This is a genomic window from Thalassoglobus polymorphus (assembly GCF_007744255.1).
GTDB classification, from domain to species: Bacteria; Planctomycetota; Planctomycetia; order Planctomycetales; family Planctomycetaceae; genus Thalassoglobus; species Thalassoglobus polymorphus.
In genome coordinates this window covers 4,659,135-4,673,407 of record NZ_CP036267.1, presented here as the reverse complement: position 1 = coordinate 4,673,407, position 14,273 = coordinate 4,659,135, and the positions used below count along the sequence as shown (strand labels likewise).

At 47.9% G+C, this 14,273-nt stretch carries 10 protein-coding genes; all 10 read right to left on the bottom strand.

Annotation, left to right across the window (positions count from 1 at the left end; genetic code table 11):
• Positions 1–38: 38 nt before the first annotated feature.
• Positions 39–470: a cytochrome C oxidase subunit IV family protein gene (locus Mal48_RS16850; RefSeq protein WP_145202178.1), complete on the bottom strand. Its 432-nt coding sequence runs from the start codon at positions 468–470 to the stop codon at positions 39–41.
• Positions 471–768: 298 nt separating this feature from the next.
• Positions 769–1,764, bottom strand: coding sequence for a cytochrome c oxidase subunit 3 (locus Mal48_RS16845; RefSeq protein ID WP_145202175.1), 996 nt, complete (start codon positions 1,762–1,764; stop codon positions 769–771).
• A 40-nt stretch (positions 1,765–1,804) separates the two neighbouring features.
• Complete coding sequence (gene cyoE / locus Mal48_RS16840) at positions 1,805–2,749, bottom strand: heme o synthase (RefSeq protein WP_145202172.1); 945 nt, start codon at positions 2,747–2,749, stop codon at positions 1,805–1,807.
• Positions 2,746–3,720, bottom strand: a complete 975-nt coding sequence (locus Mal48_RS16835) for a COX15/CtaA family protein (RefSeq protein ID WP_145202169.1) — start codon at positions 3,718–3,720, stop codon at positions 2,746–2,748. The genes cyoE and Mal48_RS16835 overlap by 4 nt, the downstream gene beginning before the upstream one ends.
• An 80-nt stretch (positions 3,721–3,800) precedes the next feature.
• Positions 3,801–5,654, bottom strand: a complete 1,854-nt coding sequence (locus Mal48_RS16830) for a cytochrome c oxidase subunit I (protein WP_145202166.1) — start codon at positions 5,652–5,654, stop codon at positions 3,801–3,803.
• Positions 5,655–5,836: 182 nt separating this feature from the next.
• On the bottom strand, positions 5,837–6,715 hold the full coding sequence (locus tag Mal48_RS16825; protein ID WP_145202163.1) for a cytochrome c oxidase subunit II: 879 nt from the start codon (positions 6,713–6,715) through the stop codon (positions 5,837–5,839).
• A 47-nt stretch (positions 6,716–6,762) separates the two neighbouring features.
• Complete coding sequence (locus Mal48_RS16820; protein ID WP_197441774.1) at positions 6,763–8,106, bottom strand: c-type cytochrome; 1,344 nt, start codon at positions 8,104–8,106, stop codon at positions 6,763–6,765.
• A gap of 115 nt (positions 8,107–8,221) precedes the next feature.
• Positions 8,222–9,211: a carboxypeptidase-like regulatory domain-containing protein gene (locus tag Mal48_RS16815; protein WP_145202157.1), complete on the bottom strand. Its 990-nt coding sequence runs from the start codon at positions 9,209–9,211 to the stop codon at positions 8,222–8,224.
• 29 nt (positions 9,212–9,240) lie between these two features.
• Entirely contained in the window at positions 9,241–10,110 is an 870-nt protein-coding gene (locus tag Mal48_RS16810; protein ID WP_145202155.1) for a cupredoxin domain-containing protein, read from the bottom strand.
• Positions 10,107–14,231, bottom strand: coding sequence for a c-type cytochrome (locus Mal48_RS16805; RefSeq protein ID WP_197441773.1), 4,125 nt, complete (start codon positions 14,229–14,231; stop codon positions 10,107–10,109). The genes Mal48_RS16810 and Mal48_RS16805 overlap by 4 nt, the downstream gene beginning before the upstream one ends.
• Positions 14,232–14,273: the final 42 nt, after the last annotated feature.

The following is a 14,273-nucleotide window of genomic DNA, read 5'->3' as shown; positions in this document are numbered from 1 at the left end:
CCGTTTTAGTTAGTGTTCATGATTTTGTTCAGTGGCGATCAATGACCAGCTGGCTGAGCGTTCGCTTTTTGGTTCGCTTCAGCTTCAGTAGCGGTCTCACCACTGTGGTCGTTTTGTCCTTCTCCGTAGCCTTCTTCATTGTGATGCGCAGTGAGGCGTGTCTGCATGGCGTTGTAATCGTAGTAGTGCATCGCTACGTCAGGTGCGAGTCCAATCATCAGTCCGATTGACAAGATCACTGTCGGCATCAGGATGACGAACTTCCATCGACCTTCAAACTTCAAGTGCATGAAGTATTTCAACACGAATGTTGCTTTAGCGACCGCGACTGCGAGCACGGCAATCACAACCAAGGTTGGTGACATCTCAACAACATCAAATATCACAGACAACGCAGTGCAAACACACAGACCCATGAAAACCAAAAAGTAATTCACGTGATGTTGTGATTGAGCGTGTGACTGGTCCATGATTGGGCCTTATTCTAATTGCTGGAACGTCGAAGCGTTCAGCGAAACGTGATTCAGGTTGAATCGATCCGAAGATCGATGAAAATACGGCAGCGTTCAGTCTGAAGGAATGTCAACGGTAGCGAAAATCAAATGTTGGTCTTTTCGTTCTGCTTCGTGCTGAACGGCCTGTGAAGTCATGAATGAGATGATCACGGACACGACCAACATTCGAAATGTTCTAAAACTGATCCTGAAACTTGAAGTTGCTCTCTCAAACGTTGAGAAATCAGCTGTTCCAGAGGTTTTCGGACTGGTTCTAGATGTTGCCGGGAATGATATATAGCAACGGAAACACGAAAATCCAGACTAAGTCGACAAAGTGCCAGTACAGGCCACTGTTCTCAACCCAGTTTGACCAACGTTCGTTAAGTTTACTTCCTTGTGCGAGTGCGGTACCAAACAAGATCATTCCAACAATCACGTGGATGGCATGGAATCCTGTAATTAAAAAGTATGTCGAGGCAAACAGGTTGCCATAGACAATCGGATGTGACAGGTGCAGTCCCTTTAACAGCGAGCCATATTGCTCATCCTTCTCCATGTTATGCAGAAGAGTACCCGCCTGATCGTAAGTCAGAGAGTTTGCGGAGATCTTCTCTTTAAGTTGACTGACTTCCGTATTCAAAGCTGAGACGGCTTCGAGGTTCTTTTTCTTTTCACCTTCAGCTGCTTCAATTTCTTGCGGAAGAACAGCAGCTTTTCGGTAGTAAACCATCTCTTGAGTCGCTGGCATTTCGCCTTCGGAATTGACGATTGCCGAATTCGGAACGAGAGCATCGAGTCGAGTGTGGTATCTCGATTCAATATCAGATTCCATTTTCTTGATCGCTTGCATCTCTGTTTCAGGGATTTTACCAGGCACGATTTCATGAGAAAACTTGCCGTAGTATTCGTACCCTTTGATTCCCATAAACACGCAGGCGAACAAGAAAGTCAGCCCCAGGAATTTTCGAGCTTTGGCGTAGTCTCTTTTTCCCATCGATTCGTGTGCGACAACGACAAAGTAACTCGAAGCCAACAGAATGAATGTGTTTAAACCACCAGCCCAAATCTTGATATGGGTGACGTCCGTAGCGACCGGCCAAGCGGATTTTCCGGTGGCATCGACCGATCCGAAATACAGCACAATGTATGAACCAATGAATGCTGTGAAAAACATGATCTCCGTGCCGAGAAACAACCACATACCAAGCTTGGCATCGGTAATCGGCAAACCCATCTTCATGGCGGGAGGATGGTGTGAATGCGACATGGAAATACAACCTCTATTGCGGAAAAACCGCGAGTCAAACCTAAAGGATTTCGTTCAATAATCGTAAGTGATCGAATGTCATCGCCAGCAACACACCGGGAAGATAAATCAGCGAAGCAAACAGTAATCGTCTCGCTTGTTGACGCGATTCGTCTCGATAAAAACCAAAAGCAGCGACTGCGTAAACAATTCCCAAAAGGATTGCCACGACCGCATAAAAATCTCCAGCCAACCCAAAGTGAGTCGGAAGTAAACTGACAGGTAACAGGACCAGTGCGTATCCCAGAGAAATCGCTCCGATGACCTTCGGACGACCTGCTCCCGGAACCATTTTTAGTCCAGCTCCGGCGTATTGATCATGGTACATCCAGGCAATCGCCAAAAAGTGTGGGAACTGCCAGACAAACAGAATGGCGAACAGCGAAAACGCGACAATATCGAGTGATCCCCCCGCTGCAACCCAACCCAAAACCGGAGGAGCCGCACCTGGAATTGCCCCGACTGCTGTACAGAATGTTGTGTAACGCTTCAACGGAGTGTAGACACCAGCATACAAAACTGTTGTCGCCGCAGTGAGCATTGCTGTCAATGGATTCACTGTCAGCAAAAGATAGAAGAAGGAGACGATTGAGCAAGCAATCGCAAACAGCAACACTTCAGAAGTTGTCAGTTTCCCAGAAGGGAGCGGACGGTTCTCTGTCCTCTTCATCTTGGCATCTGTATGTCTTTCGTAAACCTGATTCAGTGCACTCGCTGAAAAGACAGCGAGGACGACACCAATGCTGGCGTTCAGCAACGGGGTCAATCTCCACACGCCTTCCGAACCGAGCAGGTAGCCAACTCCCATTGAGAGCAGCACCATCAAGGCGATACGAGGCTTGGCCATCTCAGCATAGCAGGCCAAGCGTGTAGCAACTGAGGATCGTTGTTCCAGCTCTTTCACTGCGGAGTTGGAACGTACAGGATTCATAACAGATGTACTCATTCCTGCCCCCCTTCTACAGCGAAAACCTGCTTGGAATTGCGGACCGTGATCGGCTTGGAGTCAGAAAATTTCGACACAGTACCGACACGATAAACTTTTAATAAATGCACAAACGCAGCCTGGAATGTCACAATCCCCCAGACGGTGTGCGCCGTTCGTAATGTCACCTGTTGAATCGAATCACTGATGGGAACATATCCAGTCGGTGTAAATCCGAATTTCAAAACCCACGTTCCTAATCCAAGACCGACTTGGCCGATACCAATAAGAAGGAGTAGCAGGCCAGACTTTCTTAGCCAGGAAACGTTTGAAAAACTACAGAAGGTGAAATTAACGAATATCATTCCAAGCGAAACAAATCCTAATGCGAGGTGTTCATGCAACCCCGATCCTTGGTGACGAATCATTCCACCGAATAGATATTGAATGACCAAAATCGACAGGAGTAGAACAGACAAGACCTTCATGATGGTCATTGTTGTCCGTTCTGTTTCAGCTTCAGGTGTTTCCCACTGCTTTCCTGAAAGCACAATGAGTGCTCCCATTACTGAAAAGACGAGAGCCGCAAATGCTCCATGGACCATGGCGAGGCCACGCTCATCAAGCTGAACTCGGAAGCCACCTAGCAAACCTTGAAATATCACACCAAGCAATACACACACGGAAAGGACTTTCAGTGTGCGTCGTTGTTTTGTCATGAACGCAAAGACAACGAGGATGATTGACCAGATTCCAATCACCATTCCAGCTAAACGGTGACCATGCTCTAAAAATTTGTCCCAGTCTTTTGCGAAGTCGCTCAGCCAGGGATAGGTGATCATCATATGGCCGTCAGAAGTCGGCCAGTCACGAAATGCCATCCCGGCGTTTTTCGATGTCGTCAAAGCCCCGAAGATCAGTGTGATCATCGTCAAACCTAACGCCGTAACGGCGAGGCGGCGAAACCAGTTTGTCTGATCGATTTGGGACATGAGATCTTATCGGCAACTTCACGTATTCGGTTTCCGTAGTGATTTGGGACTGCGGGAACGGACTAATGATTCGTACAGAGTTAAGCGGGGGCAATTTTTGGTGTTGTTTCTGATTCGTGTTCAACAACTGGTTTTGGAACCTCAGCTTGGGGCCAGTAGTCAGAATCATGCTCAGGGCTGGAATATTCATATGGGCCTCGATAAACAACAGCTGGAATATCGAAGTTTCCATGTCCCGGAGGCGACGGAGCATGCCATTCGAGCCCGTTCGCATTCCAGGGATTACGACCTGCTTTGCGACTAGAAAACAGGCTGAAGATGAAGTTGCCGATCAGGATGAATTGTGCAAATCCCATAACGGCTGCAGAAACTGTCATGAACTGATTTAGTGGGAGAAGATGTTCAAGGTAAGGGTACAGGTAAGGGTCTGCGTAACGGCGCGGCATTCCGGCAACACCTAGCAGGTGCATTGGGAAAAACGTTCCGTTGAAACCAATGAAAGTCAGGAAGAAGTGAAGCTTCCCCCATCCCTCACTCATGAAGCGACCGAACATTTTCGGATACCAGAAGTGAATCGCTCCAAAGACTGCAAACAATGTTGATCCGAAGAGGACATAGTGGAAGTGAGCTACAATGAAGTAGGTGTCGTGAATGTAGATATCGACAGGGACTGCTGCCATGAAAATTCCGGAAAGTCCACCAACGATAAACATTGAGACGAAAGCAACACAATTTAAAAAGATGACATTAAACTCGGGCTTTCCACCCCAGATCGTACCGATCCAGTTGAACACCTTCACCGCTGAAGGAAGTGCAATCATGATCGTTGAAATCATGAAAGTCATTCCGAGAGCTGGATTCATTCCCGAGATAAACATGTGGTGACCCCACACGATAAATCCGAGACCAGCAATCGCTGCCAGTGAATAAACCATCGGCTTGTAACCGAAGATCGGTTTGCGTGACATACAAGCGAGCATATCTGAAACCATTCCCATTGCGGGAAGGACCATGATGTACACCGCTGGGTGCGAATAAAACCAGAACAGGTGTTGCCAAAGAAGCGTCTGTCCCCCACCAACGGTCGGTGCGGCATTGTTCACCACCAATCCAGATGGGATAAAGAAGCATGTTCCTAAGGTTCGGTCTGCAACCAGCATAAATCCAGCAGCAGTTAAAACAGGCAGGGCAAATGCTTGTAGGACTGCGGTAATAAACATGCCCCAGATGGTTAGTGGCATCCTGAGCAAAGTCATTCCAGGTGCTCGCATGTTAATGATCGTAGTCATGTAGTTAATCGATCCCATCATCGATGAGAATCCAACACATGTCACACCCATCAACCACCAAAACTGTGCCCAGCCGGATCCCGGTGCGGCTGCCTTGATTGCGGAGAGTGCAGGGTACGATGTCCAACCAGCTCCTGGACCAGCGTTAGGACCCCATCCATCATTCCAGACGAAACTCATTCCGAAGAAGAAAATCGCGGGTAGCATGACCCAAAAACTCAATGCGTTCAGCAGCGGAAACGCCATGTCGTCCGCACCTATCATCAGCGGTATCAGGAAGTTCCCGAACGCACCAGCAAGAACAGGAATGATCACCAGGAAGATCATCACTGTTGCATGCATCGTGAATAGCATGGTGTAAAATTCGGGAGTGACCTGCCCACCTGCAGAGGCAGGGAAAAAAGCACCAATTATGGGCATGTTTTCCCACGGGAATGCAAGTTGCCAGCGCACACCCAAGGCCAATGCTCCTCCCACCATCATCATCACTAAGGTGGTGAGAAGAAACTGAATACCGATGACCTTATGATCTGTCGACCAGAAAGGTACGGCTTTTAACAAAGCAAGATGATCATCCACATGTGCGTGATGCCCATGGTCGTGATCGTGTCCGGCTGAATCTGCTGTGGCTGCGACTGAACTCACCGCCTCACTCCAATAAAATTATTCACATGATAAGTAGAACCATTCCGAAAAGCATTGAAATGGTCGCTTTCCTCAACGTTTGGGAGACCAATTTCAAGTTTCAGGATCAGTTCTAATATGTTTGCAAAATCACAAAAGTAACATGGTTAAATGGGCATGTTTACTCTGCGGGATTACGACAACTACTCGTCACTGGGTTCTGGTTCATCGTCAACGCGATCTTCGTTTTGTTCACGCTCCAGTTGACGAAGGTATTCAATAAAGTTTTCATCCGATTCCGCAACGAATCGGGCTTTCATTTTGTAGTGACCCCATCCGCACAATTCTGCACAGAGAAGCTGATATGTCTGTTGCTTGTTTGCTTCAAGCCAGATCGGGATTGTTAGTCCTGGAACTGCATCTTGCTTAATACGTAGTTCTGGCAAGAAGAATGAGTGCTGAACATCCATTGTTCTCAGGTTGATCATTACGGGAGCACTTGCTGGCAAATGCAAATCGTTAACAGCGTAAAGATCTGTTGGCTGAGGGTCTTTCATGAGTGGCTTCAGGGTTCCGTCATCGTTGAACCCTGGATACCGAATGAGCCATTCGAACTGACGAGCAGTCACTTCTGCCAGTGCTAAGCTGTCTTTTGTCGTTCGCTTTTGATTCACTCGTTTCAGGGCGGTTTCCATCTTATCACGAGGGAACGCGCTTTTCACACGATATTCCGCCCAAACGTCCATTTGATAAAATGCAATGAACAGCAGGACGATCGCTGGGATAACACTCCAGATCACTTCCAACTCATGACTACCATGAGAGTGCCAGGCTTTCTTGGTTACAGCTTCTGGTTCTGTGTCATACGCACCGCGGAACAACACATATGCAAGACCCGCTTGAGTTCCAATAAAGGCAATCGTGCAAATGATGAGAATCAAATAGAACAAATCGTCAATGCGCTGTCCCAAGGGTGAAGCGGCTTCACCGGGAAACCACCACCCTAAACCTGGCGACGCTAAACAGAGTGCGACTGTTAGAGTTGGCCAGAATGCAAAGAATAAACACCAAAACCACTTCACGGGAATAACCTCATCCGGTCATATGCTTCAAAACAGAAAGAATCGGACTACTTCGCTGCGACTTCATTCTCAGTCGGGTCATCACTCGCAGGTGCTGGATCAACCGCTTGAGATTCCGAGCCAGCTTGAACATCTTCAAACGGAACGCTGTAGATGTAGTTGACAAGGTGCCAAATATCTTCATCCGTCATTTCTGAATTCGGATCTTCAGGATTTGATCGACGAAGCAAAGTCGTCGAAAACGCTGGCATAGGTGTTCCCTTAATTCCAGCATACAGTCGAGAATACAAGTCGATTGGACGACGACCACCTCGGTAAATACCGGTGTGTAAGTTTCTTGGTTTGACATGATTTCCCCAAGTGTCGTACAAGCCGAGGCCAACGTTATCCTGGCCAGCTTCATCCTTCGATACTGCTAGCGTCTGTGAGCCATCTCCAAATCCAGCTTCACCATGGCACTGGGCACATTTCAAACTATCTTTAAGATATAATGCTCGACCTTTGGCAATTGACTCTTTCGAATACGGGACACGAGGAGTTAAAGGACGAACTTCAGAAGCTTCTTCTTGTGACGATTCCCAGTCATTGGCAAGACGACTGACAATTGAGTCGACCTCAGCTGGAAATGAATCGGGATCGTTCACCGATTCGAGAAACTCATTTTGAATTTCAGTAGCAGTTTCAGAACCATCTTCAGTTCTGTCTGCAATGGCTTCAAGTGAGTATCCATCACCTAGTAAACGAATCAATTGGTATTCGACTTCTCCACGCATTGCTAGCCACATGACATACTCTGTGATAGCCGTCGATTCTTCTTCTGTGAGAAGTTTGAAAGAGGGCATGTAAGTCCCCGGAACACCATTTTCAATGACGTTCTTAAGGTCGTGACGACTTGCTTTCTTTGAACTCTGCGTAGTAGTGAACTTGAAAATTCCTCTGCGGTAGTCGCGTGGTTTTGGGTTCAGGTAGGGAGCTGTCGGTCCCATACCATCTCCAGTGACGCCATGGCAATGCTGACAATGTTCTGCATACAGCATGCGTCCATCCGCCAGAATTTCTCCTGGACCTAAGATAACCGGTGTCCCTTCATCAGGGTTTGAAGCGAGCGGCATCTCAAGGGTTGCAAGATGTTTTTCTTCGTTCCAAGTTTTAATCCATGAACTCGGCTGGCCAGCAAGGTTCCCACCCATCCAAAGGACTTCAGTCCCCTCGGGAATCGCAGTGTGTGGTTCGCTGAGTTCTAGTGACAATTGTCGTCCTGATCCATCTTGGACAGTCCCTTGTGCGTAGTGCATATTCAAGGGGAGTTTGTCCCAAGCGACCATCTCGGTCGGCTCACCGAAGTAAGTCAGGAGGACCTTATCCAGATAATCTTGCGCATAGGGCGACAAGGTCTTGTACTCCTCGCGATTAGAAAACTCAAGTTTTCCACCGCATCCGGAGGTCAGACAGATCAACAGTAGTGTGCAAATGGTTCTCACAGGAAAACCTCGATACTCTTGGAGGTTACTGCGACAATTTTGACGCATTGACTTCAAATTTCATTTCAACGGCAGTGTTTTGGGCAGCTTCAACTTTGACGGAGCGTTCAACATATCCGACCGCTTCATGCCACAAAACAAAGGTCCAAGTTCCATCAGGGAGATCGGTGATCTCAAAATTCCCATTCTCATCTGTAACAGCTCCCCAAGGGTGATCCAAGGGAAGGATGTAAGCAGTCATAAAGGTGTGGAAGTCACAGCCGGTCAACGCCGGTGTCCCTTCTACGAATTCAAATGTATGCTCTGTGCTGCCATTGGCTGTCACAACATTGTTATAGGAGTTTTGAAAACCTTTGACGTTGACGTTGTGAGCAACTGGGTCGGAGTTCTTCAATAAAACTGGCTGGCCAACACGAACAATTTTAGCGTGTGGCAAGAAGACACAACCTTTTTGGTCAATTTCGACAACTTCGTCTTGCTTAGGTGCGGGGACACCTGATTTAGGAGCTCTTTTCATGTAGACAAAGACATTCGCAAGGCCACCATCTTTCGAGACGACTGCCTTTTCATTCGGGACAGCGACATCGGCACAGATGGCATCCTTAGTTTCAGCGCCTTTTTCTAATAGAGGCGGTAAGTTTGGAGCGGTCCCTTTGACTGAGACTCGACCGAAAAATTTCGCTGGTCCTGTATGACTAGCTGTCGCATTTGGAGTTGGAGTTTCAGCAGGTTTTGCTGTCTCTGACGGCTTGGCCATTTCTTTCTTTGGTGCCGCTGCAGCTGGTGCTGATTCTTTCGAAGAGGCTGTTGCAGTCTCTGTGTTGCTAGGTGCTGCTGCAGGTTCACTCGGTGCGGGAGCTTCCTCTACTTCCTCGACTGCGACTTCACCTACTGAGATGTCGACGTCTGAGGCAGGTTCGACATTTGTCGATTCACGATCTGCTTTGGGGGCACAACCCGTGACAAACACGAGTGCCAGCAAGATCAGGAACTGATTGTGCTTGCGATTAATCATGGTAACAATCCGCGCATTCGTTGATGGTTCTATTTTGCCAGCTTGTCGGCACTGACTGTGATTTCGATAGGGGACGCTTCTCCGTTCGCGGGGACATCAACCGACAATGAGCGTTCAATATAACCAAGCTTTTCATGCCAGATGACAAATTCTAAGTTTGTCGCTGGTGCATTTGGGATTTCAAAAGTGCCATCCATGTTTGTGACAGTCGCCCAGGGATGATCAACCGGCATCACGTATGATGACATCCAGACATGGAAGTCACAGATCACTAATGCTGGTTTTGATTCAGCAAATTCAAATTGGTAATTGACATTTGCAGCGTTCAAAGGAGTGATGGTTGAATTGAATGTGTTTGCTTGTCCTTTGACGTTCACGTTGTGAGCAACGGGATCTGAATTTTTTAACAAGATAGGTTGTCCAACCTGAACAACTTGGGCGTGTGGAATGAAAACACACCCTTGTTGATCAAAATCGATTTGCTCAGTTGGAGGTGCAGGAACATCGACATTTGGTACGCGTTTCAAATAGATAAAGACGTTTCCAAGTCCACCGTTTTCGCCGACTGCTGACTGGTTCGGAACTGCCATTTCGCTGCAGATTGCATCTTTCGTTGGCTCGCCTTGTGCAAGTAAAGGTGCAAAGTTGGGGAGGGCTCCTTCAACTGAAATTTTGCCTCGTACTGTCCCAAACTCTGTGATCTTCGGGCCAGCATTTTGAATTGCTTCAGCTTCCGACTCGCCTAAACCACCTTCGGTGAGCAGTGTCACGTGGACTGGGCTACGAGCCCCTCCACCGACGCCTTCACGTCGAACAGAAGGATCGCAACCACTCATTGTCACCACCGACAAGAATAGGACGGCAAGAAATGTCTGTTGAGTTTGCATACGAATCATCATTCCGCACCTCCTGGTTGTGCTGGAGGCGTTGCAGATTCGGGGTTATATGTTGTCTCACCATGAACTTCGATGAGATCTGCGTAGTTAAACAAGGCGTCTATGACTGACTGAGCTTGGCGGGGGTTCTCGCCGCCGAACATCTTTTTCATTTCAGCTGGTTTATCTGAAGGGAAGTTTTCAGGCATCGCTGTGTATGGATAAACCCACATTGGTTTGTATACCCAGAGTTGCGTCCATTCTGGTCGCAGGCGGCTTTCAACACGTTGCAGATTTGGGCCTTTGACCTGTTTTGGGTCGTTGACAACATTTCCACCAACGTTGTGGCATTTTCGACAGAGCGGGCCATTCAGTACGTTCCATGATGCACTCAAGTAGTCAATCTCTGCATCAGGGAATTCACTGTGGTAAGTATTTGCCTGTTGGGCCTGATAGTCGAGTTGGTTTTGTGGAATTGTCTGATATGGGAATGGGACACCATCTTTAGCGGAGAAGTAGTTCGCTAATGTCTGTGCTTCCTCGTCACTCATGTTGAAGCGAGGCATCCGTAACACAGTTGTCCTTCGTATTGGTTCCGGGTTCTTTAAGAACCTGTACAGCCACGGTGTTTGGACTTTATATCCCTCGGATGTGAGTGGTGGGACTGAGGCCTGCCACGCAGCGTTAAAGTCGTTGCCACCTGGAGTTTTGCTTAATTCTGGAGCAAGTCTGTTGACTAGCCATTTTCCGAAATCACCACCTCGGCCATCAATGAATTTGCGGATTTGACTTTCGCCAATTTGAACAGCTTCACTTGGGAGAATGAATTTACCATCATCAAGTTGGAAGCCGTCCCAGAATCGGTAAGAGTAAAACCTGAATTCAGGATCTTCCTCTTCAGGATCCGGAACTCCCTGAATGAATCCACGTGCGTTGTAAACCACAGATCCATCTTCGGTGACCTCACCCGTTGCACCTTGTCCATCACTTCCTACTGGCTTGATGTGTTGGAGCAAGTCAAATGCAGGCATGTCAGCTTCGGAGATGTCCTGGCCTTTGATGGCAAGGACCTTCGGGTCGTACTCGAATTCGACGGAGTCCATCTCCAATACGTGACAGCCGGTGCAATTGAATTTCGCCAGAAGCCGCTCACCACCAAAGATCGCTTCTTGTTCTTTGTTGGGTTGGAACTGGAACTCTGGGGCTGGAGGCTGAGCAACAAGACCAAGTACAAATGTCGATACAGCTTCGATCTGTTCAGGGTTGAACGGGAACTTCGGCATTCGAAGTCGCTCATCCCAATTTTTGGTTTCAGTCTTTTTGTAGTCGTAGCTGCGAGGTTGGCGAAGTTTTTGCCACAAAAATCCAGCACGTCCATGACTGATCGCACTTTTGTAAAGCATCGCTTCAGTTAAGTCTTGATCAGTGACATTTGGATCACCTGCTTTGGAATCCTTGACAATTTTTTCCATCCGAGCAGCAGTACTGGTTCCCAGTGCAGCTGAGCCGTGATGGTCATCACCGTGTGCATCTTCTGAGGCAGGTGTCTCGCTGATCTCACCGTGGTGGTGCAGGAATTCGTGAATATGCTCGAAGGCTAGCTTCGAAGTATCTTTGTGTCCCCAATCCTGTAGTGCAGTTCCAATTGGGCGTGCAGTTTCAAATCCTGGGATGTCGTGACAACCGTAGCAGCCGTAGCGAGCGATAGTTCGACGTCCGATGTAGACGAGTTTTCTTTTTTCCCATTCTTCCGGGCTGACTTCTTCATCCATACTTAGTGGGGCGAGTTCGATCTCATCCCCTTTGATGAAGTTCGCAGGTGTCTTGTTATCTTCGAACATATCGCTGGTTACTGGGAAGCGGCGTTGTTCCAGCGTCTTCTCAACTCCAGGCTTGTCCAGGCTCTTTCCTAGGTAAAGCAGAACCAGGTCATCTGCAGGTGTCGAGACGAATAGTCGAGTCGTGATTTCTTTTCGATTTCGAAGTACGACAAGCTTCACTTCTTCGCCGACTTTTGCATTGTGAACAATCTCTTTAAGTTCTTGAATCGATTTCAAGGATGTGCCATTGATCGAGATGACAATGTCGCCTGGGACCAGTGGTCGGTCTTCCCAGTTCTCTCCGATTTGAACTTGAGCACGTTGGGCTGCTGATCCCTGAATCACTTCCTGAATCAATAGACCGCGGAAGCCTTCTTCACCTAGGCCAATGGATTTCGCTTTCTCTAATGAGAAATCGTGATCAAAGACTAATCCTAAATCGTTCTCAGGTTTTGGGAGTGCCGGGAATTCTCTTGCACCACCTTCGAGAAGGTAGGCTGCAATGTCAGCGGCTGGATCAATCGTCGTTTCACCTTCGGTGTAGGTGTCGAGATACAGGTCCGGCATCTTTGTGCGCGTGTGATAAAGCGATGGTTGTTTGATCCAGGTATATAACCAGTTGAATCCATCCTCGCCTGGTTTGATCTTTTCGTGGATCTTTGACAGGTCAGGACCAAAGTCAGCAGTGACACCTGCAAAGGCTTCGTCCTGTTTGCTGTGGCAGGCAAGGCATCCACGTTTTGCGAAGAGATCTTCACCACGCTTTGCGTCAGGCTTGTAATCGTCTTTTGGCGTCTGGACGTCAAATTCTTGTGACTTGGCTTCTAAGTACTTAGCGATTCCCAGCAGTTCCATTGGCTGCAGCAGGGCCGCCATTTCATCATGCTGGTTGGTTAAGTCAAAGAATTGTGGCATCCGCGTATCTGGTCGGAAGCGTTTAGGTTCTTCTGTCCAATAGGCGACAAATTCGGGAGTTAATTTACTGTCGATGTGACGCAGCGATGGGCCTACTTTTCGCATGTCACCCGCAATCATGTTGGGGTCTGCTTCGATGGCTGCTAACTCTTCCGGAGTATTCGGCTCGAGACGCAAATCTGGTCCAATTGGAGTCGTTCCGTCATATCCGTTGATTTCGTGACACCCAAAGCACCCGTAATCACGAATTGTTTCCCAGCCTTTGACAACTTTTGGAGCTGTTGCGCCATATTTTTCGTTCTCGCCCAATTCAACGACATCGTGGTGACATTTCAGGCAGGTCGACTCGATGAATTGATTCGGATACATCGGAGCTTCCCAGAAGTGATTGGAGTGCCAATCATGCTTGGAAGCCCATTCCTCAGCGATAGCTGGGTCGGACGGAGTGTGTTCAGCGTTCTGGAAACTTGTTCCTGATCCATCGCCAGCATGGCAAATAGTACACCCGAAGCTGTTCACTGGGTGTGGACTAGTCGATGTTAGAAAGAGTTCTGGGTTTGGGTGCGAGACAAACGGCTGAGGGTACTTCTCAGCAACATAAGTTTGATTTGTCGCGACGATTTCACCATCTTTGCGAGTCACGCTAAAGTCGTCGATGTTGACGTGACATGTCCGGCAGCGGTCAACTCGTCCGACACTGACCATTCCCAATTGTTGGTTCAGTCCTGATGGCCAGTCGTATTGAATCTTTAAGTGGGGATTGAAGCCTTCAATGATCGGGAGTTCTTTCATCCAGCGCTTGAATGATCTGAAAGCTGAGTCCGGTTTAAGGAGTTGTTTTTGTTCTTCGAGTGCATTTTGTGATAATTGTGCTTTCGTCAGCGCAGACTCTGCTTCTGTAAGTTGACTACGCTTTGAGTCGAGTTCGCTTTTTACAGCGTCGTAGTTAGCGACTGCCTGTTGGAAGGCGAGTGAACTTTCTTGCGCAGATTGCTTAGCTTCTTCAAAAGCTTTCAGAGCATTGCTGAGAACATCGGGTGAGGCATTGTCACGCACTGCGATATCGTAATCGGCTCGCGCCTTGTCTCGGAACGCATTCCGTGACTTCGATTTCGTTTTCAGAATTTCGACTTGACCCTCGAGTCGAGTTAATTTCGACTCAAGTTCTTTGATCTCGTCAGAACGATCAGTCCATTGGCCCTCGTACTCAGCGATCTGGTCTTTGAGTAATTGAACATTCTTCTGGTATTCAGCATCATCGTATTGTTCGAGTTCTTCCTCGATTCGTTGATAACGATAGATCTCTCCCTGCTTCTGGTATTTTTTCCAGGATCGGGATTCATCTTTGTACATCATCAACAAAGTCGTACCGAGTAGCAATACAGCACTCGCTGCAAATACTTTGTGCATTTGCGGAAGACTTCGCCAATATTGTTCACTTGCTGGCATTGT

Excerpts from the sequence above, each read along its gene's own strand:
- Mal48_RS16815 (WP_145202157.1), bottom strand. The coding sequence starts at position 9,211 with ATGATTAATCGCAAGCACAATCAGTTCCTGATCTTGCTGGCACTCGTG.
- Mal48_RS16835 (WP_145202169.1), bottom strand. The coding sequence starts at position 3,720 with ATGTCCCAAATCGATCAGACAAACTGGTTTCGCCGCCTCGCCGTTACG.
- Mal48_RS16845 (WP_145202175.1), bottom strand. The coding sequence starts at position 1,764 with ATGTCGCATTCACACCATCCTCCCGCCATGAAGATGGGTTTGCCGATT.
- cyoE (WP_145202172.1), bottom strand. The coding sequence starts at position 2,749 with ATGAGTACATCTGTTATGAATCCTGTACGTTCCAACTCCGCAGTGAAA.
- Mal48_RS16810 (WP_145202155.1), bottom strand. The coding sequence starts at position 10,110 with ATGATGATTCGTATGCAAACTCAACAGACATTTCTTGCCGTCCTATTC.
- Mal48_RS16850 (WP_145202178.1), bottom strand. The coding sequence starts at position 470 with ATGGACCAGTCACACGCTCAATCACAACATCACGTGAATTACTTTTTG.
- Mal48_RS16805 (WP_197441773.1), bottom strand. The coding sequence starts at position 14,231 with ATGCACAAAGTATTTGCAGCGAGTGCTGTATTGCTACTCGGTACGACT.